The organism is Ferruginivarius sediminum (genome assembly GCF_003344765.1).
GTDB lineage: Bacteria > Pseudomonadota > Alphaproteobacteria > Kiloniellales > Rhodovibrionaceae > Ferruginivarius > Ferruginivarius sediminum.
This window is the reverse complement of record NZ_QPMH01000001.1, coordinates 96,851-116,857: the sequence shown is the minus strand read 5'-3', so window position 1 is coordinate 116,857 and position 20,007 is coordinate 96,851. Positions and strand designations below refer to the sequence as shown.

22 protein-coding genes are annotated in these 20,007 nt (G+C 65.9%); 9 read left to right on the top strand and 13 right to left on the bottom strand.

The window, feature by feature from the left end; genetic code table 11:
* Positions 1-75: 75 nt before the first annotated feature.
* Positions 76-627 (top strand): flavodoxin domain-containing protein, encoded by a 552-nt coding sequence (locus tag DRB17_RS00525; protein ID WP_114580214.1) that lies wholly within the window; start codon positions 76-78, stop codon positions 625-627.
* On the opposite strand, the gene DRB17_RS00520 is transcribed toward DRB17_RS00525, so the two are convergent.
* From DRB17_RS00520 to DRB17_RS00495, 6 genes are all read right to left on the bottom strand, one after another.
* On the bottom strand, positions 549-1,547 hold the full coding sequence (locus DRB17_RS00520; protein ID WP_114580213.1) for a DMT family transporter: 999 nt from the start codon (positions 1,545-1,547) through the stop codon (positions 549-551). The genes DRB17_RS00525 and DRB17_RS00520 overlap by 79 nt on opposite strands.
* 11 nt (positions 1,548-1,558) lie before the next feature.
* Complete coding sequence (locus DRB17_RS00515) at positions 1,559-1,768, bottom strand: hypothetical protein (RefSeq protein ID WP_114580212.1); 210 nt, start codon at positions 1,766-1,768, stop codon at positions 1,559-1,561.
* A gap of 123 nt (positions 1,769-1,891) precedes the next feature.
* On the bottom strand, positions 1,892-2,764 hold the full coding sequence (locus DRB17_RS00510) for a LysR family transcriptional regulator (protein WP_114580211.1): 873 nt from the start codon (positions 2,762-2,764) through the stop codon (positions 1,892-1,894).
* Between the two features lie 35 nt (positions 2,765-2,799).
* Positions 2,800-3,993 carry an OpgC family protein gene (locus DRB17_RS00505; RefSeq protein WP_114580210.1) on the bottom strand — a complete coding sequence of 398 codons (1,194 nt, stop codon included), beginning with the start codon at positions 3,991-3,993 and terminating at the stop codon, positions 2,800-2,802.
* 84 nt (positions 3,994-4,077) lie between these two features.
* Positions 4,078-5,079 (bottom strand): ornithine cyclodeaminase family protein, encoded by a 1,002-nt coding sequence (locus DRB17_RS00500; protein WP_114580209.1) that lies wholly within the window; start codon positions 5,077-5,079, stop codon positions 4,078-4,080.
* A gap of 5 nt (positions 5,080-5,084) precedes the next feature.
* On the bottom strand, positions 5,085-6,470 hold the full coding sequence (locus DRB17_RS00495; protein WP_114580449.1) for a formimidoylglutamate deiminase: 1,386 nt from the start codon (positions 6,468-6,470) through the stop codon (positions 5,085-5,087).
* A gap of 118 nt (positions 6,471-6,588) precedes the next feature.
* Here DRB17_RS00495 and hutI point away from each other — a divergent pair, with 118 nt between their 5' ends.
* Positions 6,589-7,815: an imidazolonepropionase gene (gene hutI, locus DRB17_RS00490; protein ID WP_114580208.1), complete on the top strand. Its 1,227-nt coding sequence runs from the start codon at positions 6,589-6,591 to the stop codon at positions 7,813-7,815.
* A gap of 8 nt (positions 7,816-7,823) precedes the next feature.
* Here hutI and hutG read toward each other — a convergent pair whose 3' ends face one another.
* The gene (hutG, locus tag DRB17_RS00485; protein WP_114580207.1) at positions 7,824-8,639 is read right to left on the bottom strand and encodes an N-formylglutamate deformylase; all 816 of its coding nucleotides are present in this window, start codon (positions 8,637-8,639) and stop codon (positions 7,824-7,826) included.
* A 109-nt stretch (positions 8,640-8,748) separates the two neighbouring features.
* On the opposite strand from hutG, the gene DRB17_RS00480 reads away from it, so the two are divergent.
* Positions 8,749-9,198, top strand: a complete 450-nt coding sequence (locus DRB17_RS00480; protein ID WP_206607738.1) for a DUF4174 domain-containing protein — start codon at positions 8,749-8,751, stop codon at positions 9,196-9,198.
* Positions 9,199-9,253: 55 nt separating this feature from the next.
* Here the strand turns inward: DRB17_RS00480 and DRB17_RS00475 are convergent, their stop codons facing one another.
* Positions 9,254-9,778 (bottom strand): GNAT family N-acetyltransferase, encoded by a 525-nt coding sequence (locus DRB17_RS00475; protein ID WP_114580205.1) that lies wholly within the window; start codon positions 9,776-9,778, stop codon positions 9,254-9,256.
* Between the two features lie 215 nt (positions 9,779-9,993).
* Between DRB17_RS00475 and DRB17_RS00470 the strand changes: the two genes are divergently transcribed.
* Positions 9,994-10,272 carry a hypothetical protein gene (locus DRB17_RS00470; protein WP_206607758.1) on the top strand — a complete coding sequence of 93 codons (279 nt, stop codon included), beginning with the start codon at positions 9,994-9,996 and terminating at the stop codon, positions 10,270-10,272.
* Between the two features lie 98 nt (positions 10,273-10,370).
* Here DRB17_RS00470 and DRB17_RS00465 read toward each other — a convergent pair whose 3' ends face one another.
* From DRB17_RS00465 to DRB17_RS00455, 3 genes are all read right to left on the bottom strand, one after another.
* Positions 10,371-10,985 (bottom strand): hypothetical protein, encoded by a 615-nt coding sequence (locus DRB17_RS00465; RefSeq protein ID WP_114580204.1) that lies wholly within the window; start codon positions 10,983-10,985, stop codon positions 10,371-10,373.
* A 184-nt stretch (positions 10,986-11,169) separates the two neighbouring features.
* On the bottom strand, positions 11,170-12,837 hold the full coding sequence (locus DRB17_RS00460) for a formate--tetrahydrofolate ligase (protein ID WP_114580203.1): 1,668 nt from the start codon (positions 12,835-12,837) through the stop codon (positions 11,170-11,172).
* Positions 12,838-13,003: 166 nt separating this feature from the next.
* Positions 13,004-13,885, bottom strand: a complete 882-nt coding sequence (locus tag DRB17_RS00455) for a nitrilase-related carbon-nitrogen hydrolase (RefSeq protein ID WP_114580202.1) — start codon at positions 13,883-13,885, stop codon at positions 13,004-13,006.
* Positions 13,886-14,175: 290 nt separating this feature from the next.
* Here DRB17_RS00455 and DRB17_RS00450 point away from each other — a divergent pair, with 290 nt between their 5' ends.
* Together DRB17_RS00450 and DRB17_RS00445 are read left to right on the top strand one after the other, a co-directional pair.
* On the top strand, positions 14,176-15,519 hold the full coding sequence (locus tag DRB17_RS00450; protein WP_114580201.1) for an NAD(P)/FAD-dependent oxidoreductase: 1,344 nt from the start codon (positions 14,176-14,178) through the stop codon (positions 15,517-15,519).
* Positions 15,520-15,625: 106 nt separating this feature from the next.
* Positions 15,626-15,850 carry a hypothetical protein gene (locus tag DRB17_RS00445; RefSeq protein WP_114580200.1) on the top strand — a complete coding sequence of 75 codons (225 nt, stop codon included), beginning with the start codon at positions 15,626-15,628 and terminating at the stop codon, positions 15,848-15,850.
* A 1-nt stretch (position 15,851) separates the two neighbouring features.
* On the opposite strand, the gene DRB17_RS00440 is transcribed toward DRB17_RS00445, so the two are convergent.
* Positions 15,852-17,051: an MFS transporter gene (locus DRB17_RS00440; RefSeq protein WP_114580199.1), complete on the bottom strand. Its 1,200-nt coding sequence runs from the start codon at positions 17,049-17,051 to the stop codon at positions 15,852-15,854.
* A gap of 81 nt (positions 17,052-17,132) precedes the next feature.
* Here DRB17_RS00440 and DRB17_RS00435 point away from each other — a divergent pair, with 81 nt between their 5' ends.
* A complete protein-coding gene (locus tag DRB17_RS00435) occupies positions 17,133-17,936 on the top strand; it encodes an AraC family transcriptional regulator (protein WP_114580198.1) in 804 nt (267 codons plus the stop codon).
* Between the two features lie 140 nt (positions 17,937-18,076).
* Positions 18,077-18,724, top strand: a complete 648-nt coding sequence (locus DRB17_RS00430; protein WP_114580447.1) for a MarC family protein — start codon at positions 18,077-18,079, stop codon at positions 18,722-18,724.
* Positions 18,725-18,739: 15 nt separating this feature from the next.
* Here the strand turns inward: DRB17_RS00430 and DRB17_RS00425 are convergent, their stop codons facing one another.
* Positions 18,740-19,354, bottom strand: a complete 615-nt coding sequence (locus tag DRB17_RS00425) for a hypothetical protein (RefSeq protein ID WP_114580197.1) — start codon at positions 19,352-19,354, stop codon at positions 18,740-18,742.
* Between the two features lie 212 nt (positions 19,355-19,566).
* Here DRB17_RS00425 and DRB17_RS00420 point away from each other — a divergent pair, with 212 nt between their 5' ends.
* Positions 19,567-19,986 carry a YbaN family protein gene (locus DRB17_RS00420; RefSeq protein WP_114580446.1) on the top strand — a complete coding sequence of 140 codons (420 nt, stop codon included), beginning with the start codon at positions 19,567-19,569 and terminating at the stop codon, positions 19,984-19,986.
* The last annotated feature ends 21 nt before the right edge of the window (positions 19,987-20,007 follow it).

The window sequence follows — 20,007 nt, the reverse complement described above, 5'->3', positions numbered from 1 at the left end:
ATGCCCGTCAAGGCGCCTGGACCCGACCCGGAATAAGGTTCGCGAACGCCCCATAAACGCGAGGAGACGCCTTCCATGGCCCGTGTTCTCATCGTCTATGGAACGACGGAGGGTCAGACCAGAAAGATCGCGCAATTCCTCGGGGATTTCATCGCCGAGAAGGGCCAGGAGGCCAGGGTGCTCGACAGCACGGACTTGCCCGCAGACCTGGACATCGGCGCCTACGACGCGGTTATCGCCGCCGCTTCCCTGCACATCGGACGGCACCAAACCTCGATCGTTCACTTCGTGCACGACCACGCGGCGGAGCTGAACGCCAAGCCGACGGCTTTTCTGTCTGTTAGCCTGTGTGCCGCCAGCGACGACCCCGACGACCTGCACGATGCCCGGAAATGCGTCGACCGCTTCCTGGCCGACACCGGCTGGCGCCCGACGCGGATCGAGCTTGTGGCGGGCGCCTTCCGCTACACGCAGTACGACTTCTTCAAGCGCTGGGCCATGAAGCTGATCGCCCGCCGGAAGGGGGCGCCAAGCGACACCAGCCAGGACTACGAGCTGACCGACTGGGCGGCGCTGCGCGCCTTCGCCGGCACCTTCCTGGACGAACTGCCGGCCAGCGCGGCCTGAGCCGCCGCCGTGCGCCGGGTCACGTGCTCGCGGTGGACGATGTAAAGCCCGCTGCCGGCGATCACAGATATTCCAGCAACGCTCCAGAGCGTCGGCACCTCGCCCCAGATCGCGAAGCCGAAGATCGTGGCCCACACCATCGCGGTATAGTCGAACGGGGCCAGCTTGGTCGCCTCGGCCATCCTGTAGGCCTGGACGAAGCAGAACATGCCGACGCCGCCGACCAGGCCAAGAGCCAGGAAGAAGGCCAGATCCGTCCAGGTCGGCGTCACCCAAACGAACGGCAGGGCGAGCGCACAGATGATCACGTAAAGGCTGGTCGAATGCGCCATCGTGGTGATCGCCGCATCGAGCGTGCCCAGCCGGCGCGTCGCGATGATGCTGAGCGCGTACAGCAACGTGCCGAAAATCGCCAGCAGTGCCGCGGGCTCAAACACACCGACGCCCGGCCGCGCGACAAGGAGCACGCCCAGGAAGCCAACCAGAACGGCGCTCCAGCGGTGGACACCGACCCGCTCGCTCAACATCGGGACCGACAGCGCCGTGACGAAGATCGGCGCGGCGTAGCCGATTGCCACCGCATCGGCGAGCGGCATCGCCCGGTAGGACAGGATGAAGCAGATGTTCGCCGCCAGCGCCAGCACCGCGCGCAGCACCTGCACGCCGGGCCGCCGGCTTCGCAGGACAGCCGTGCCGCCGCCATGCCACAGCAGAATCAGCGCGACCGGCAGAAGGCCGAAAAGACCACGGAAAAAAACGATCTGTAGCGGATCGTAGTCCGCCGCCAGCCATTTCGTCAGCGCGTTGTAAACGGAGAAAAGAACGACCGCGAACGCAACGAGGGCCACGCCGCCGTCTGGCAGGGCGTACGGCCGGGTGCCGTCGGCCGTACGCGCGTGCAGGGTCTGGGCCCTGGACATGACATGCCGTCCTACGAGCGGTCGCGGTCCAACCCCAGGTCGAGCAGCATCTCACGGTCGAGACGCGAGAGGTCCTGACGGATGACGTAATCGCGGTGGCGCAGCGAGCGGTTCTCGTTGTCGGCGCTCCCCTGCAACGCGTCCGCGGCGCGGCGCGCCAGATCGCGGACGCTCAGCCCGGGGAACGTGGGGTCGGCGAATGCCGGGTCGGGGGCGCTCATTCGAATATCCTTTCCTTGGCAACTTGGTCTGCATCGGGGTTACATGCGCTTACCCCAATGAAATGGCCATATGCATCAATTTGAAAAGAAAAATATATTGGCTATAATGATCGAATATACCGATCACACGGCCGTTCGATCCTCCGCCTGCCCCGCCGCCGCGACCTCGCGCAGGCCCAAAAGGGCACGATCCAGCACGTCACGATTCGGTGTGGAGGGGTCGTAGACGACATAGGCCGTGCGCTGCATTGTCGGCGTGCCGGAAACGCGGTGCAGGCGTCCGTCGGTCAGATAAGGGCGGGCGATTCGGATCGGAAAATAGGCGCTGCCGCCATTCTCCAGGATATAGCGCAGACCCAGCGCGCCCAGCCCGGCGGACACGGCGGGCGTGCCCAGGTCGGGAAAGTTCTCGGTATGGGCAATCTCGAAGTCGCGGCCCCAGTGCACGAAGACGTAATCGTCCCGCCAGTTCTGACCTGCATCCGGTCGGGTCGAAACCATCACCAGCGTCTCCACCAGAAGCTGCTCGACCGCGAGGCCGGCGCGGCGGCGCGGCTGGTACATCACGGCGATGTCGAGAACGCCGTCGGCCACATGGCGCTGAAGCGTGGGCGAGTTGTCGGCATCCACCCGAAGGGCTACGTCCGGCGCCGCCTGCCGCATCCAGGGGATCCAGCGCAGGACGAGGCGATCCCAAAGACTGACCTGCGAGCCCAGGCCGAAGCTGCTGCGAAAGCCGTGTGACAGGCCGACGTCGTGCTGCGCGCGCTGCCAAAGGCGCATCATGTTGGCGGCGTAGCGGGCAAACTGCCGCCCCGGCTCGGTCATATCGACGCCGGCCTTGCTGCGCGTAAACAGCGTGCGACCGAGCCCCTCTTCCAGGGCGCGGATGCGGGCGCTGACGGTGGATTGCGTGACGTTCAGGCGCTTCGCCGCCTCGTGGAAGTTGCCGGTCTCGGTGACGGCAATGAACGTGCGGATGGCGTCGAGCTGCATGCGGCGGGCCTATCGATCGAAAATTCCGATCGATATTACCGTGTTTCAGGTCGGCCCGCCAGAACCTGTAAACTTGGTTCCGGCTGGGCCTCCGGCGCCGGCTTGCGCCACGGCTCCCCCTTGAACCATGCGACGACATAAGCGGTCAGCGCCAGCAGGACGAAGCCCGTAAGGTTGACCGCTGCGGTCGTGAAGAGGGACCGCCCGAACTCGTCCAGCAACATCCCGGCGATGCGCGCCAGCACCATCGAGGTGACGAAAACCGCCAGCGCCTGCTGCCCCACCTTGCGCAGCACCGCGAAGGGCGCGGTATGTAGCAGGTGTTCCCGGCCTAGGAAGGCGCAGCGCAGCAGATAAGCAATGGCCAGGAAGTGCAGATAGCGCAGGATGCCGAAGTCCGTCTTCTCGAAGCCCCAGAGAAGCGCCGTGCTGACCTTGCCGATGATCTCGACGTTGGTCCAGATCGGCGACCAGTTCATCGCCACCATGAAGACGAGGTAGGCGGCTGACACCGCGATCAGGCGCCTGTCCGATGCCGGCGGCTTCAGCCAGCCCGAGGCGAAGGCGAAACCCGTGAAGAAAATGAGCTGCCAGCCGAAGGGGTTGAAGAACCAGGGCCGATCCGACCACCACTCCGCCGGCAGGTCGAAGCCGAACGCCCGGTTGGCCGCCCACAGCAGCGGCGGTGCCAGCAGCGCGGCGTAAGAGTGCAACCGGCGCAGCGCCATCAGGGCCGGCAGCATCGCCAGGATCGCCGTGTACATCGGCAGTATGTCGAAGTAGTTCGGCACGTAGGTCAGGCTGAACAGGCCGAACAGCCCCTGCATCGGCTCCTCGAAAAACGGGTAGAGATTCAGCTGGCCGACGTAGTCGCGTTCGAAGTACCAGCTTCCCGCCGCGACCGTGGCCGCCACGAACAGAAACAGCCCGATCTGCGCCCAGTAGATCTGCCAGCATCGGTACAGCACGCGGGCCGCACCGATAGCGAAGCCGCGGCGGACGAACATGCCGCCGAACGCCACCGCCGATGCGAAGCCGGAGCAGAAGACGAACCACTCCGCCGCGTCGGAGGGGCCGAAGCGGGCTGGTATCCAGTCGTTCCACGGGTTCGCGTGGACGTGGGCGATGAAGATGATGAACATCGCCACGCCGCGGAAGACGTCGATACGCACGTCCCGCGCCCGCCGCTGCCCGTTCGGGGCATGCTGCCCGCTTGCCGGCCGATGCACCTGGCTATCTCCCTACCCCAGTGAGACAGCGCGTAAAGTGGCGACGAACGGGCCGGAAAGCAAAGGCGACGTTTGCCTGCAGACTTATGCGTACTGCAGCGACTGTCCGACGCCGCTTGCCCGCGCCTTCTCCAGCATCGCGTGGCCCAGCGCGATGTCGGAAAGCGACAGGCCGCGATGCCAGAACAGGGTCGTCTCGTTCGCGCGCTCCCGGCCCGGCTTCTCGCCGACCGCGATCTGGCACAACTCCGCGTGCAGGTTCGCCTCGCTCAGCTTGCCGCTTTCGACATGGGCGCGCAGGGAGCCCAGCTTGCCGCCCTTGCACTGGCCCCAGTCGTCGACGACGATCTTGTCCATCACATCCGTCAGCGACAGCTCCACCGCCGACATCGTGCCGTAGGGCACGACGAAAGCCCCCGGCTTCACCCATTCGGTCCGGAACAGCGGCTCGGGCTGCGTCAGGCGCGAGGCTTCGACCATCACGTCCGCACCCTCCAGGCAGGCCTGCCAGCTGTCGACCGCACGCACCGGCTTGCCCAGATCCCGGCTCAGGCGGTCGGCGAAGCCCTGCCGGCTATCTGGGCGGCGGGAGTGGACCCGGATTTCGTCGAAATCATAGAGGCGGTCGAGAAGCCGCACGTTCCAGTACGCCGTCCCGCGCGCGCCGACATGGCCCAGCACCCTGGCCGTCTTCGGCCCCAGGTACTTCGCGCCCAGCGCGGTCAGCGCGCCGGTGCGCATCTCGGTAATGGCGGTGGCATCCAGAAGCGCGACCGGCATGCCGGTGCGCGGGTCGAACAGGTTCAGAAGCGCCATCTCCGAAGGCAGGCCCATCTTGTAGTTGTCGACGTAGTCACCGACGATCTTCACGCCAGCCAGGTTCATCGGCGCGATATAGCCGCGCAGCACGTTGAAGTGTCCGTTGAACGCCGGGTCCGGCTCAAGGTGGACGCGCGGCTCGATCACCGTCTCGCCCCGCCCCTGCGCCACCAGCCCCCTCTCAACCGCCGCCAGGATGTCGTCGTCGCTCAGCCCCAGCCCGTCGATATCGGGGCCGTTGAGATAGGTGAAACCGAGATCGTGCATACCCTCTACGCCGCCTCCCCCAAGAGTTCGGCCACCACCGTACGGTAGCCGTCCAAAACCTCGCGCTCAGCCTCGTGCCGTCGGTCCCTTACTACCCAGCGGCCGCCCGCCATGACGTCGCGCACCGGGTTCTCGTTTCCGGCAAAGACGACGGCGTCCAGCAACTGCTCGTCCGTCCGCCCCGCCAGCGTCGGAAGGCCGTCGTCCAGTACCACCAAGTCCGCCCGGTAGCCCGCCGCCAGCCGGCCTATGGGCCGGCCCAGCGCCTGCGCCCCGCCGGCCAGCGCGCCATGTACGAGCGTCGCGCCGACGGAGCCGCCGTGGGCCTCGGTCTGCAGGACATTGCGCTGCTGCGCGAACAGGCGCTGGCCGTATTCCAGCCAGCGCAATTCCTCCACCGGACTGATCGAGATATGGCTGTCGCTGCCGATGCCGAAGCGGCCCCCGGCGGCCAGGAAATCGGCGGCCGGGAACAGCCCGTCGCCCAGGTTCGCCTCGGTCGTCGGGCACAGGCCAGCAACGGCGCCAGTCGCGGCCAACCGCCGCACCTCGTCTTCCGTCGTGTGGGTGCAGTGAACGAGGCACCAGCGCTCGTCCAGCTCCGCGCCGCCGTCCAGAAGGTATTCGACCGGACGCTTGCCCGTCCATTCGTTGCAGGCGTCGACCTCTGCCATCTGCTCCGCGACGTGAATGTGGATCGGCGCGCGCGGATCGAGGCCGTTCAGCCCCGACAGCACATCGCGCAGCGTTTCCGGCGTCACGGCGCGCAGCGAATGCGGCGCCAGGCCGACTCTCACCTGCGGATCGTCGGCGGTCGCCTCGCGTACCTTGGCGATCAGGCGCAGCAGGCGTTCCGGCTCGTTCAGGAAACGCCGCTGCCCCGCGCCGGCCGGCCTGCCGCCGAATCCCCCATAGCCGTAAAGCACCGGCAGCAGCGTGCAGCCTATGCCACTGCGCCGCGCCGCCGATAGCACGCGCCAAGCCATCTCCGCGACGTCCTGGTACGGCAGGCCCTCGGGATCGTGGTGCAGGTAGTGAAACTCGCCGACCGAAGTATAACCGGCCTTCAGCATCTCGAGGTACAGCTGTGCGGCGATGGCCTCCACCTGTTCCGGCGTCAGGCTTCCGACGAAGCGATACATCACCTCGCGCCAGGACCAGAAGCTGTCCTCGCCGGCCGCGCGTTCCGCCAGACCTGCCATCGCGCGTTGGAAGGCGTGGCTGTGCAGGTTCGGGATTCCCGGCATGACGGGTCCGGCAAGCCGCTCCGCCCCGTCCCAATCGGCGCCGGGCGTGACGGCGAGCAGTTCGCCCTTGTCGTCGATATCGAGGCGGACGTCGCGCGCCCAACCATCGGGCAGAAGCGCGCGTTCGGCGAAAAGCTGCTGCATGGCGAAATCCATTGCGTCGCACTGGCGCTGGAGCTTAAGGGGGATGGTCGGTCGCCACAACCGCGCGACTGAAGGCGGATGGGCGGAACCGCGTGATTGGCCGGGCTTAGGAGGCTGCATGATGTGGGATGTACTTTGGCTGGATGCGCGCCTTGCCACGATGACGGCCGGCGGCCGGCCCTATGGCATGCTTGAGGACGGCGCGATTGCCGTGCAGGACGGTCGCATCGCCTGGATCGGCCGGCACGACGACCTTGAAGGCCCACCCGCGGCGCTGGCAAAGCAGGTGCACTGGATCGACGGCCGCTGGATCACGCCGGGCTTCATCGACTGCCACACGCACCTCGTCTATGGCGGCAATCGTGCGCGCGAGTTCGAGCAGCGGCTCGAGGGCGCCAGCTATGCCGAGATCGCGCGCGCCGGCGGCGGGATACTTTCCACCGTCCGCGCCACGCGGGAAGCGGATGACGCGGCCCTTTACCGCGACGCCGTCCCGCGCCTGAAAGCGCTGATGGCCGAGGGTGTTACGACGGTCGAGATCAAGTCGGGCTATGGCCTGGAAAGCGCGGCCGAGGCCCGTCAACTCAGCGTCGCCCGGCGGCTCGGCGAAAGCTTCCCGATCGAGGTGATCACCACCTTCCTGGGCGCGCACGCCCTGCCCCCGGAGTTCGAGGGCGATGCCGATGGATATATCTCCTACGTGATCGAGACCATGTTGCCCGACGTGGCGGAAACCGGGCTTGCCGATGCCGTCGACGCGTTCTGCGAAACCATCGCCTTCACGCCCGAGCAGACCGAACGCGTTCTGTCCGCCGCCCGGCGCCACGACCTGCCCGTGAAGCTGCACGCCGACCAGTTGTCCGACCTGGGCGGCGCGGGTCTCGCCGCGAAGTACGGCGCGCTCTCGGCGGATCATGTGGAATACACGAGCGAGGAGAGCGTCGCCGCAATGGCCAGGGCCGGTACGGTCGCCACATTGCTGCCCGGCGCGTTCTACTGCCTGCGCGAAACGCAACAGCCGCCTGTCGCCGCCTTTCGCCGGGCGGGCGTGCCGATGGCGCTCGCCACCGACAGCAACCCCGGCAGCTCGCCGGTGACGTCCCTGCTGCTGATGCTGTCGATGGGCTGTACGCTGTTCCGCCTGACGCCGGAAGAGGCGCTGGCCGGCGTCACCCGCAACGCCGCCCGTGCCCTTGGTCTTGCGGACGACCGTGGCACGCTGGAGGTCGGCAAGCGCGCCGACCTCTGTGTCTGGGATATCGACCACCCGGCGGAACTGGCCTACCGGGTCGGCTTCAACCCTCTGGCCTATGCCGTAAAGGACGGCCGCGTGCGGCAGGTATAAGACGCTGCCTACCCTTTCGCCTGCGCCAGCGCCCAGTCCCGCGCGGTCTCAAGCATGCGCCGCAGTACCGGTCGGATGCCGTCCGCCAGATCCTCGCGGAACGTCCACGGCGGCGCCTCGTCCATATAGGTCGCCTGCGACAGCTCAAGCTGGACGGCATGCGTGTTCTCGTCCGGGCGGCCATAGCTCTTGGTGATGAAGCCGCCCTTGAAGCGGCCGTCGACGACGTGGGAGATGCCGGTTTCGGCCTCCGCCTCGCGTGCCACCTCGGCAAGCCGGGTCAGCAGCCCGTCGGCGCAGGACGTGCCGCCCCGGCTGCCCAAGTTCAGATCCGGCAGCTTGCCGTCGAAAAAGCGCGGCACGTGGCTGCGGATCGAGTGCGCATCCCAAAGCACGGCGATGCCGTAGCGGTCCTTCGCCTGCAACAGCAATTGGGCCAGCGCCAAGTGGTAGGGCTGCCAGTAGTCGCGACGGCGCGATTCGATCTCCGCCTCGCCCGGTGTCTGGCCTTCGGCATAGATCGGCGCCTCTTCGAAAGTCGTCGTCGGGCACAGTTCTGTTTCCGGCGCGCCCGGATAGAGTGGCGCACCGTCGGGCGGGCGGTTCAGATCGACGACGTAACGGCTGAAGGTCGCCGCGATACGTGGAATGCTGAGGTCGTCCAGGATGTCGGCATAAAGCCGGTCTACGTGCCAGTCGGTGTCGGGAACGCCGCGCCCGGCCTCGGTCATGCGGTCGGCGACCTCTGCCGGAATCAGCGTGCCGACATGCGGCATCGATACAACGAGCGGCCCGTCGCCCTGCACGATCCGGTAGACCGACATCCTCTCCTCCCTGCTTTCGCGAAACGGCGCGCAGACTGCGCGAGGCCGGCATCGCTGTCCAGGGTGGACAATGCGGCCCCGGAGTCCAATTCATCGTCAGGAGGTCTGGATGCGGCGGTATCTTCTCTTGGCGGCGATATTCACGGCAGCTTTCGGCGGCACGGCGGTGGCCGGCATGGAGCGTTTCCTGTGGGAGAAGCGGCCACTCGTGATGACGGTACCCAGGGCGGATAACGCCGCCTATGGCCAGCAGCTAGAGGTCGTCGCAAACCACGCCGAGGGCTTTGCAGAGCGTGACATGGTGGTGATCGCCGTTGTCGGCGATGAACGCGTCGAAGTCGACGGCCGGTTAGCGGCGGACCTGAATGGCGGCGACATTCGGCGACGGCTGAATTTGCCGCAAACACGCTTCGAAGTGGTGCTCGTCGGGAAGGATGGGGCGGTAAAACGGCGCTCGACCCAGGCGATCCCGGCAAACGTGCTGTTCCAAACCATCGACGCCATGCCGATGCGTCAGCGCGAGATGCGCCGAAGCGGGGATGGCAAGCCGGATGACTAGGGCCAGGTTCCATACCAGCCCTATAAAGACATTCTCATCGGATCCGAAAGCTGGTTCAGGGCGCCCACAGGGCCGGCTGGAGCCATGGCTTCGGAACGGAAAGCTTGCCCCGGCAAGGTGGTTCGGCGCCGCGGAGGCTGATCGACTGCCATGCTCCGCGCCATTCCGCCGGCAGGGGATACGGCGGCGCGACAACAGTCTCGGGCACAAAACCCAAACGCCCGTAGTAAGCGGGGTCGCCGAGCACGTAGACGTGGGACACGCCGGCATCTTCCAGCCGTTGCAGGCCGGCGCGGACGATCGCGCTGCCGATCCCCTGTCTCTGTCGGGCAGGGTCGACGGCGAGCGGGCCCAAGAGCGCAACCTTGTCACTGCTGCCGGCAATGTCGCATCTCGTGAGGATGACATGCCCCACCAGAGTCGAGCCGATGAGGCCGGCGAGCGACGAAGCGACCTGCGCTTCCTGCAACAACGCCCTCACCAGAGGCAGCAGATCCTCGTCCGGGAAAGCGTCCCGATAGACGGCCTCGATCAAGGCCAGATCGCCCGGCACGGTCTCACGGATTTCGATGCTTTCCATCAATTCCCGCCATATCCGTCGCCGCAGCCGCTACCATCCGAGTGTTACTCGCGAAGCCGAGCTTTCGCCACTGCCTTATCACAAGCGGATCGCCTTCAACGGAGCGGTGGCAATCCGCATCTAATTGGCGGACGGCGATTCGAACAGGGCCATCGCGGACGCCGCGGGGCCCGCAAGCAATGGGAGCCGGGCGGTCCCCGGCCACAACGACGAGAATGATGCAGCGGCTACGCTCTTACCTCGAAGACACGACGCGCCGGCTGGTCCAGGCAATCGGCCGAATCAAGCGGCATCGAAACCCCTGGGTGCGACGCGGGGTGGCGGGGCTGCTCATTCTCGGCGGTTTGTTGGGCTTTTTGCCGGTGCTTGGCGTGTGGATGCTGCCGCTGGGGCTGATCATCCTGTCCGACGAGGTAAGCTGGCTTCGCCGGTTCCGGCGGCGTGTCCATGTCTGGCTGCTGGCCCGCTATCGGCGGGTGCGCAAGCCGTCATAGCCGATACACCGACAAAGTCCGCGAGGGGCAACCGGCCGGCGACAGGCATCCGCCCCCCAAAGCCACCATCGCCAGCCGGTCCTAGCGGCCCCTGCCCGCTACTCGTTCATGACCAGCGTGTAGTCGTAGCGCTGACCCGCCGCCACCTCGATGGTGTGGGTGATTGCCGCGTTGCCGTGGCGAACCTCCACCTCGTACCAGCCCTCACGCAGCATCAGGTGCGGTCGATCGTCCTTTACACTGGCAATCGTCGCGCCTTTCTTTTCGCCGCGCGCATAGCGGCGTACCTCCCACATCATCGGCGCGCGGACGGCCGGTGCACCGATACGCGGAACCAGGCTGAGCTCGACCTCGCCGGCATTCAGGTTGATCATCTGTCGCTGCGATGGAGCATCCTCGACCCGGATGTCCTGCACGCGCCGCGCCGAACCATACTCGGCAACGATGCGATATTCGCCCGGCTGCAACGCCACCTCGGCAGGAGCGGCAGCCCTGCGTGCGATCACGCCTTTCGAGCCTCCGTCGTTCAGCGACCAGATCGCGAACTTCACTTCGTCGTTGATCGGCGCCCCACCCTTGGCGATGACGGCGTCGAGCCGGACGGTGCGCGTTTGCGCCTCAGCCGGATTGATGACACCAAGGACAATGCCGGCGGCCAGCGTCGGTGCCGCGGCCACCGCCGCCACGTTGGCGGCGCGAAGGAGGACCCGCATCTTGGAAGCTCCTGTTTTTGCCCAATTTTGAACAAAAGGGTTAACAGGTATTATAATAACAGCTTGGTTATTTACAATACGTGAACAAGCGCCGCTGATGCATACAAAGGCACCGGACGCGATGGCATCGCGCCCGGTGCTTCAGGGAGGTCGACGAAGTCGACAGGGAGACGGTTGAAGCGGACTAGAACAGTCCCTCGATCCAGCCGTTTTCGTCCAGATGAATGCTATTCGCCGACGGCACGCGCGGCAGGCCTGGCATCGTCATGATCTCGCCGCAGATCACCACCAGGAATTCCGCACCGGCGGATACCCGCACCTCACGGATCGGCACCACATGGCCGGTGGGCGCGCCCTTCAGGTTCGGGTCGGTGGAGAAGGAGTACTGGGTCTTCGCCACGCAGATCGGGAAGTGGCCGTAACCCTGCTCCTGCAGCTCGCGGAATCGCTCGCGCACCTTCTTGTCGGCAATGATGTCGTCGGCGCCGTAAAGCTGCATGGCGATAGTACGCATCTTATCCCACAGCGGTACGTCGTCGCTGTAGAGCGGCGCGTACTGATCCACGCCGGCCTCGACAAGCTCGACCACCTTGTGCGCGAGCTCTTCGGTACCGGCGGAACCGTCGGCCCAGTGGCTGCAGACAATGGCCTCAACGCCAAGCTCGCGGCAGTATTCCTTCACCGCTTCCATCTCGGCATCGGTGTCCTTCGAGAAACGGTTGATGCCGACCACCGCCGGCACACCGAACATTTTCACGTTGCGCACATGGCGGCCCAGGTTGGCGCAGCCCTTGCGCACCGCCTCGACATTCTCCTCGCCGAGGTTGTCCTTGGCGACGCCGCCGTGCATCTTCAGCGCGCGAATGGTGGCGACCACCACCGCCGCGTTCGGCTTCAGGCCAGCCTTGCGGCACTTGATGTCGAAGAACTTCTCCGCGCCCAGGTCGGCGCCAAAGCCCGCTTCTGTCACGACGTAATCGCCGAGCTTCAGCGCGCTCTTCGTGGCCATGACGGAATTACAGCCGTGCGCGATGTTCGCGAACGGACCGCCGTGGATGAAGGCCGGGTTGTGTTCCAGAGTCTGCACGATGTTCGGCATCAGCGCGTCGCGCAGCAGCACGCTCATCGGGCCATGGGCCTTGAGCTGCTTGGCGGTGATCGGCTGCTTCTCGCGGGTGTAGCCGACGACGATCTTGCCGAGCTTGTCTTCGAGATCCTGCAGGTCGCGGGCCAGACAGAAGATGGCCATGACTTCCGAGGCGACGGTGATATCGAAGCCGTCCTCGCGCACGAAGCCGTTGCCGGGACCACCCTGCCCCACCGTGATGCTGCGCAGCGCACGGTCGTTCATGTCCATGACGCGCCGCCAGGCGATCCGGCGCAGATCGAAGTTCAGCTCGTTGCCCCAGTGAATGTGGTTGTCGATCAGGGCCGACAGCAGGTTGTGGGCCGAGGTGATCGCGTGGAAGTCGCCCGTGAAGTGGAGATTAATGTCCTCCATCGGCACGACCTGGGCATAGCCGCCGCCCGCGGCGCCGCCCTTGACGCCGAAGCACGGACCCACCGAGGGTTCGCGCAGGCAGATGGCCGTCTTCTTGCCGATCCGGTTCAGGCCGTCACCCAGGCCGACCGTCGTCGTGGTCTTGCCCTCGCCCGCCGGCGTCGGCGTGATCGCGGTCACGAGGACGAGCTTGCCGTCCTTCCGCCCCTCGATCGACTTGAGGTAGTCGTACGACACCTTGCCCTTGTATGGGCCGAACTCGAGAATGGCGTCGCTTGGAATGTCGATCTTCGCCGCCACGTCCTTGATGTGGTTCAGCGTCGCCGCGCGGGCGATTTCGATGTCGCTCATCTCCCAGGCGTCCTCAGTGGTTTTAGCTTCAACATAAGACGAGTGCCGGCCCCCAACCGGCGGAGGATGGCGTGCACGCTAACCTGCGCCCGGAACCTGCGATGTCCCAATACCGACGGGCATGGCAACCAAATCCGTCACGCCGCGCGACGCATGCCGCAAACCTCTAAATCTTCCGGCTTTCCGGCGGGATTCCGACCTGCCAGGACAGCCGTCCGATCTCCCGATGCAGCAGGTCGAGGTTGGAATCGCGCACCGTCGGAAGCTGGTAGCGCGCCCGCTTGACGGCGGTGTAGTCCAGCGTCCCGACGATCAGTTCCTCCCCGCCGTCGGCCTGCGCGACCGTCGTACCGAAAGGATCGATGATCCGGCTACCGCCCCAGAAGCACAGGCCTCCCTCGTTCACCGCGAGATTCGCCACGACAAGCGGCATTCCGTACATCATCGCGTAAAACTCGAGCGCGAGGCGCCAGTTGTTCGGGTTCGAGAACTCGCCGGAAACGACATCCTCGGCCGAGGCGATTGGCACCATCAACAGGGTCGCGCCGTGCACGGCAGCAAGGTGAACCAGTGCGGGATTCCAAAGGTCGGCGCAGATCATCGTCGCCGCGCGCCAGGGGGTGTGCTCCAGCCGGAAGGTTTCGATATAGCGGCCTTCGGCGTAATGCTTCTCCTCCTCCAGATGGCCATAGCTGGCGAGGTTCAGCTTACGATGGATGAACTCGATCTTGCCGTCGCGCAGCGTGATGGCGGAGTTGTGGAACTGCGCGGCCACGCCCTCCTCGACGAAGCCGAAGGTCGTCCACATCGGCCCCGTCGCCGAGGCGATCTCGTGCATCAGCGGGTGGTCCCGGTCGATGGCCAGTTCGACCGCCTGCGGGCCGACCGAATAGCCGGTCATCGATAACTCGGGGAACACAAGCAGATCGACGTCCTGCTCGCGCGCCCTGGCGATATACTCCAGATGCTTCTCCTTGTTCGCGGCGACATCGCCCAGTTCCGGCGCGATCTGCGCGACCGCAACCTTGATCTTTTCCGCATGCGCCATGGCGGCCTCCCCTTGCATCGGCGGCTCACACATGCGGGCCCGGCCCGTATGCGCGCGTGCCGATCCGCGACTTGGTTTGTCCAATCATCGTCATTCATTTCCTGAATTGCGCCAATAGCGCCGCGGCCCGTCGAAACGAAGCCAGCCGATGTCGCGTCTTGCGCATAAGGCCTCTCCGGCGGGGATTACAGATCGTCGGAAGACACCGCGACGGAAAGCGCACCGGCCGTATGCGCGGTGCGCCGGCCGGGTCGGCCACCCTGGCCCGTCAAGCAACAGTGAGGCAGAAAATGGCGCTTCCCAGCCACGTCAAATACATCGTCATCGGTGCCGGCATCCACGGCCTGTCCACCGCCTGGCACCTTGCCGAGGCGCTGGAAGCCAAGGGCAAGGGCGGCGGCGAGGATATCCTGGTCATCGACAAGACCTCGATCGCGGCCGGGGCCAGCGGCATCGCCTGCGGCGTCGTGCGCAACAACTACTATCAGCCGGCGATGCGGGAACTGATGGCGCATTCCGTTGAGGTCTGGGAAAGCGATCCGAAGGCGTTCTCCTACCATCCCGTCGGCTACATGCAGATCAGCCCGGAGAGCATGCGCGAGGACGTCGGCTCGATCTACGAACAGCAGCGCAAGATCGGCTATATTAGCGAGTTCATCGAGGGCGCGGCCGACAGCCAGAAATACATGGAAGGCATCTTCCACGACTGGCAGGCCAAGGGCATCACCTCGGTCCTGCACGAGAAGAAGGGCGGCTACGCCAACAACACGAAGTCGATGTACGGCCTGGCCGGCAAGGCGGAGGCCAAGGGCGTTCGCATCCTCACGGGCGTTGCCGTGACCGGGTTCCAGACCGGCCACAACTCCAATGCCATCACCGCTGTCGAAACCGACAAGGGCGTGATCGAGTGCGATCAGATCGTCGTCGGCGTCGGCCCCTGGGTAAAGCAGATCTGGGACATGCTGGAACTGCCGCGTTCCGTGGATATTCTGGGCCGCGACGGCCAGATGCACCGCGACATCGGCATGTGGACCTACTGGGCGCTGCAGGAAGGCACGCTCGGCGTCGATCCTGACCTGCAGAAGACCAACTCTGGCGACTTCCCGCCGGTGATCCACGTCGATACCGACGCGCCGCTCTATTCGGACGTCGACGGCTCTCTCATCACCGACAAGATGTGGGGCATCTATTACAAGCCCGACCTCAACTTCGGTGGCATTCAGGGCGGCGCCATGCCGCACAAGGTGGAGCGCGACGCCGACGAGGTGCGCGTCGATCCCTATGGCCCGGACTCGCCGGAATTCATCGTCGACGACCACTTCGCGCACTTCTGGTGCTCCGCCCTGGCGTTCTGCCAGAAGCGCTTCGAAGGCCAGATCGTGAAGTGGAAAAACGAGCCGTCCGGCGGCCTCGGCTGCTTCACGCCCGACAGCTTTCCGGTGTTCGACCGCTTCCGCGAGAACGTCTACATCATCGCCGACTCGAATCACGGCTACAAGATGATTGGCGTCGGCAAGCTGGTGGCGCAGGAGTTGGTGAACGGCGAAAGCGAACTGCTGAAGCCTTTCCGCTTCTCCCGCTACGAGAAGGGCGAGCTGCACCCGACGAGCCACAGCCCCTTCCCCTGGAGTTGAGTCCGCCGAATGACCGGTCGGGCGGTTGTGCCGTCCAGCCGGCGCGGGCATCATGCGTGGCCGGTTCCCATCGGGGGCACAAACCAAATAAAAGGGAGGAGCGGCCATGAAGCTCATGGAGCACGAGAACGTCACCGCCACCGACGTCGAACTCGAACCCTCACCCGACGGCACGATGCATCACATCCTCATCGTGCATACCAACCTGCCGCTCATCGAATCAGAGCCGAATTACGACGAAGACAAGCTGACGCAGATGCTCAAGGACATCCAGGCCTGGATGCGCGAGCACACCAGCTTCCACTGCGCCCGCATCCGTCACCGCAGTTGAGCTAGTCCGCCGGCACGTCCGCCGCTGCCCCAAGCGTGCGCGGGCGGGGCAGCGCCAGGGCGGCCGCCGCGACTGCCGCCGCCAGCGCGGCCAGGACCGCAAAGAGCATTTCGAAGCCGGCGCCGTGAAGGCCGGCAACCAGCGGAACGGCCAGTGCGCTGACCCCTAGCGATACAACGTACTTCACCGAATAGACGCGGGCGCGCCACGCGCTTGCCGCGTGCCGGGCGACAAGCGCGTCGTGGATTGGGATCTCCCCGAAAACCGAGGCCATCATGAAAAGGGCCAAAATCACCAGCGCGCCCCCCTCGCTGATGCCTGCAAGCAGCAACAGCGGGACCTGCACCGTAACCACGGCCACGAACACCGGCTTGATGGCGCGGCGGTCGATCAGCCAGCCGACGCCAATTTGCGCGAAAGCCGCGCCCGTCAGCACCACGCCCGCCAGCGCGCCCACGGTGATGAGGTCGATCGATCCGCCGCCAAGGCGCGCCTCGAACAGCTTCGGCAGGACGACTGTCGTGGCGTGGAACACCAAACCACCGGCGAACGCGGCAACCGCGAGGACACCGATCAACCGCCACTGCCCGGCACGGTCGAGCGGCTCCGCCGGCGGCGTCGGTTGCGGCTTGGCCGCCGGCCGCCCCTGGCGGCGCGCTAGGAGGAGCAGACCGCCGTAGGCAACCCCGGTCATCCCCGCCACCACGGCCGGCACGGCGAAGGCGGCACGCCAGCCGTACACCTGTGCCAGCCCACCCGCAACCAGCGGCGCGGCCGCAACGCCAAGATTCCCGAAGACGCCATTGATACCGAGCGCGCGGCCAACCTTCTCGCGGCCCTCGACCACCATCGCGATGCCGACGGGGTGGTAAATCGCGGCGAACAGGCCGATCAGGCCTAGGCCAAGCGTAAGCATCCGGGCTTCCGCCGCCACGGCCGTCACCCCGGCGCCCAACGCCAAGCCAAGGAAAAAGATCGCAAGTAGGATCTCGCGCGGCACCCGGTCGCCCAGCCAGCCCGCCGGCAGCGTGGCGGCACCGAAGGCCAGGAACGCCGCCGTCGACGGCAGTAGAAGCTCGCCGTAGGCGCCGCCGAACTCGCGTTCCAGGGCCAGCACGACGGTGGGATGCAACAGCAGGAATAGGTGCGTGTAGAAGTGGCCGAGGTTGAGAACGGCGAATCGAAGGCCGGTGGCAGGCATGGACAGAGGCTTCCCGATTTCCGTGGCGGCGGACACTCTGCCATTTCACGTTGCGGCCGGCTTGCGCTAACCCGTCCATTGATGTCGGCAATCGGCCAACCCGTCCCAGCTTTCGACGAATCGCGCCTGAATGTTCCGCGCGCGCTGGTCGCCTATGCGGGCGACTATCCGGCCGGTCATCGTACCGGGCGCCACCATCACCGGCGTCATCAGTTCGTCCACGCCATCGGCGGCGTCATGACCGTGGACACCGAGGTGGGACGATGGGTGGTTCCGCCGAACTTCGGCGTCTGGGTGCCGGCCGGCATGCCACACGAACTGACGATGCACGGAAAGGTGGCACTGCGAACGCTTTATATCGAGCCAGCCGCGCAAACCGACTTCGGCCAAGCTTGCGGCGTGCGCCAGGTACCGCCCCTGCTCCGGGAACTGATCCTGCGGGCGATGAAGCTGCCGTCGCTCTACGACAAAACCGGCAAGGACGGGCGGCTCGTCGCCATCCTCTTGGACGAGGTCGCGGACAGCCCGGAAGCTCCGCTCCACCTGCCCTGGCCGGAGGACGCCCGCGCCGCCCGCGTAGCGGGCGCCTTGCAGGATTCGCCGGAAGACGGGCGGACACTGACCCAATGGGCTCGGCGTGTTGGGGCTGGAGAACGCACTTTGGCAAGGCTCTTCGCGCGGGAAACCGGGCTGGGATTCCGCGCCTGGCGGCGGCGCCTGCGCCTCTTGCATGCGCTGCGGCGACTGGCGGAGGGCACCGCGGTGACGACCATCGCCCTGGACTGCGGCTATCAGAGCGTCAGCGCCTTCGTCGCCACCTTTCGGCGGGAATTTGGCGTAAGCCCTGGCCGGTACCTTACGAATATAGAAAAATCCGGGTCATAATGTCGTATTTGAAGAATAACCCGCAGAAATTCTAATTACGCACGGCGGCATGACGTCTTGGGTTCGAGCGAATGCTCTCACCCTTTCCCTCTTCCCAGCTTCCATGCGACCATTATCCGTTCAGGGGGAGCTGATTGGTCGTGGTCGATTTCCTGCTTGCCACCTTCGTGACCTTCTTTGTGGTTGTCGACCCGCTGGGAGTCGCGCCGATCTTCGTCGGTCTGACGGCACACGACACGGCGCAGGAGCGACGCCGGCAAGCCAAGCTTGGAACCGGCATCGCCGCGGGCGTGCTCCTGGTCTTCGCGTTGGGCGGGGAGCCGCTGCTGCGCCTTCTGGGCGTCGGCTTGCCGGCGTTCAGGATTGCCGGCGGCCTACTGTTGCTGCTGCTGTCCATCGAGATGGTGATGGCCCGCCACTCGGGCCTGCGCATGACCACGGAGAGCGAGGAGCAGGAAGGCGAGCGCAAGGCGGACATCTCGGTCTTTCCACTGGCCATCCCACTGATTGCCGGGCCGGGGGCGATCACCTCCGTCGTGCTGCTGATGGGCGCGGCCTCGGGCGACTATCTGCGCCAGGGGCTGGTGCTCGCTGTCCTGGCCGTCGTGCTGTCAATCATGCTGTTGTGCCTGCTGGCGGCGACGACGTTGATGCGTGTGCTGGGCCTTACCGGCATCAACGTGGTGAGCCGCGTCCTAGGCCTCGTCGTCGCGGCCGTGGCGGTGCAGTTCATGATCGACGGCCTGCGCACCATCGGCGTGATTGCCGGTGCGCCCGGCATCGGCTGAAACAATTTCGCGACCTCAGTAGTCTTCCGACGGCCGGGCGATCAGCGAGTACCACGCGCGCTCTCCGGCCCGCGCCTCGATCACGTGCCGGACGGTCTTGCCGGCAAAATCGACGCGCACCTCGTACCAACCGTCGGAGAGCAGGATCGTCGGCTTGTCGCCGACCGTTTGCGTGACCAAGCGCCCAGCGCCCTTGCCCGGCACGTAATGGTGCACCGACCACGTCAACGCCTCGCTGACCGGCGCCGCCCCCATGATCGGCAGCAATTCGAATGCCACCTCGCCGGCATTGAGGTTCAGCACGACTTTCTCGCGCGCGCCGGCGCCCACCTGGATATCCCGTATCGAGCGCGCGCCCTGATAGAGCACGACGACACGATACTTTCCCGGATCGAGATCCACCTTGGCGGGCGTCGCATGCCGGCGCGCCACCATCTGGCCGGGCCTTCCGCCCTCAAGTTCCCATACCGCGATCCGCGCGCCGTCCCAGAGCGCATCGCGTCCTTCGCTCACGACCGTTTCGACCCGCAGGATGCCCCGGCCCTCCGTGGCCTCGACCGGTGACTGCGGATACGCGGTGGCAGCAAGGACCGCGGCCGCAAAGGCTGCATGCTTGAGGATGGCGGTCATTGGCAGGTTCTCCCTGAAGTCGCGATAACGGTGAGTCGGCACGGCATACTATAGTGTTCCGCCCCGAGATGAGTGGCGGACTCGCCTCCATTGACTTACGCCCCGCGCGTCGCCTCGGCAACCCGCTGGGTGGACGTTCCTGCGTCGAATTCTGCATGGAGAGCGGTATCGTTGCTGCCTATATTCGTGTTGCCGGGAACCGGGGACTGCAGATGAACGCGCCGAACGACACCAAGGCCATTGCCGCCGCCAGCAGCCGAATCCGCTGGCCCTGGCTGCTGTTCGGCCATGGCTGCGTCGCCCTGGGCGCGGCGGGCGCGGTGCTGCCGCTATTGCCGACAACACCTTTCCTGCTGCTGGCCGCCTGGGCCTACGCCAGATCCTCTCCGCGCCTGCGCGCCCGCCTATACGCCCATCCCCGTTTCGGGCCAGCCTTGCGGGCGTGGCAGGAGCAAGGCGCGATCTCCCGCCGGGGCAAGACCGCCGCGGTCGTGGCGATGGCAGCGTCCTGGGCATTGGCTGTGTGGACGACGGGGCATCCGGCCGTGCCCTGGATCATGGGCGCGGTGGCGGTCTGCGTCTCCACGTTCGTCCTGTCCCGGCCGAGCCCGGTGCGCAGCCCGGCAGAGTGACAGGCCCCCTCGCCTCGCCCC

Excerpts from the sequence above, each read along its gene's own strand:
- DRB17_RS00525 (WP_114580214.1), top strand. The coding sequence starts at position 76 with ATGGCCCGTGTTCTCATCGTCTATGGAACGACGGAGGGTCAGACCAGA.
- DRB17_RS00520 (WP_114580213.1), bottom strand. The coding sequence starts at position 1,547 with ATGTCCAGGGCCCAGACCCTGCACGCGCGTACGGCCGACGGCACCCGG.
- DRB17_RS00515 (WP_114580212.1), bottom strand. The coding sequence starts at position 1,768 with ATGAGCGCCCCCGACCCGGCATTCGCCGACCCCACGTTCCCCGGGCTG.
- DRB17_RS00510 (WP_114580211.1), bottom strand. The coding sequence starts at position 2,764 with ATGCAGCTCGACGCCATCCGCACGTTCATTGCCGTCACCGAGACCGGC.
- DRB17_RS00500 (WP_114580209.1), bottom strand. The coding sequence starts at position 5,079 with ATGCACGATCTCGGTTTCACCTATCTCAACGGCCCCGATATCGACGGG.
- DRB17_RS00495 (WP_114580449.1), bottom strand. The coding sequence starts at position 6,470 with ATGCAGCAGCTTTTCGCCGAACGCGCGCTTCTGCCCGATGGTTGGGCG.
- hutI (WP_114580208.1), top strand. The coding sequence starts at position 6,589 with ATGATGTGGGATGTACTTTGGCTGGATGCGCGCCTTGCCACGATGACG.
- hutG (WP_114580207.1), bottom strand. The coding sequence starts at position 8,639 with ATGTCGGTCTACCGGATCGTGCAGGGCGACGGGCCGCTCGTTGTATCG.
- DRB17_RS00480 (WP_206607738.1), top strand. The coding sequence starts at position 8,749 with ATGCGGCGGTATCTTCTCTTGGCGGCGATATTCACGGCAGCTTTCGGC.
- DRB17_RS00475 (WP_114580205.1), bottom strand. The coding sequence starts at position 9,778 with ATGGAAAGCATCGAAATCCGTGAGACCGTGCCGGGCGATCTGGCCTTG.
- DRB17_RS00470 (WP_206607758.1), top strand. The coding sequence starts at position 9,994 with ATGATGCAGCGGCTACGCTCTTACCTCGAAGACACGACGCGCCGGCTG.
- DRB17_RS00465 (WP_114580204.1), bottom strand. The coding sequence starts at position 10,985 with ATGCGGGTCCTCCTTCGCGCCGCCAACGTGGCGGCGGTGGCCGCGGCA.
- DRB17_RS00460 (WP_114580203.1), bottom strand. The coding sequence starts at position 12,837 with ATGAGCGACATCGAAATCGCCCGCGCGGCGACGCTGAACCACATCAAG.
- DRB17_RS00455 (WP_114580202.1), bottom strand. The coding sequence starts at position 13,885 with ATGGCGCATGCGGAAAAGATCAAGGTTGCGGTCGCGCAGATCGCGCCG.
- DRB17_RS00450 (WP_114580201.1), top strand. The coding sequence starts at position 14,176 with ATGGCGCTTCCCAGCCACGTCAAATACATCGTCATCGGTGCCGGCATC.
- DRB17_RS00445 (WP_114580200.1), top strand. The coding sequence starts at position 15,626 with ATGAAGCTCATGGAGCACGAGAACGTCACCGCCACCGACGTCGAACTC.
- DRB17_RS00440 (WP_114580199.1), bottom strand. The coding sequence starts at position 17,051 with ATGCCTGCCACCGGCCTTCGATTCGCCGTTCTCAACCTCGGCCACTTC.
- DRB17_RS00435 (WP_114580198.1), top strand. The coding sequence starts at position 17,133 with ATGTCGGCAATCGGCCAACCCGTCCCAGCTTTCGACGAATCGCGCCTG.
- DRB17_RS00425 (WP_114580197.1), bottom strand. The coding sequence starts at position 19,354 with ATGACCGCCATCCTCAAGCATGCAGCCTTTGCGGCCGCGGTCCTTGCT.
- DRB17_RS00420 (WP_114580446.1), top strand. The coding sequence starts at position 19,567 with ATGAACGCGCCGAACGACACCAAGGCCATTGCCGCCGCCAGCAGCCGA.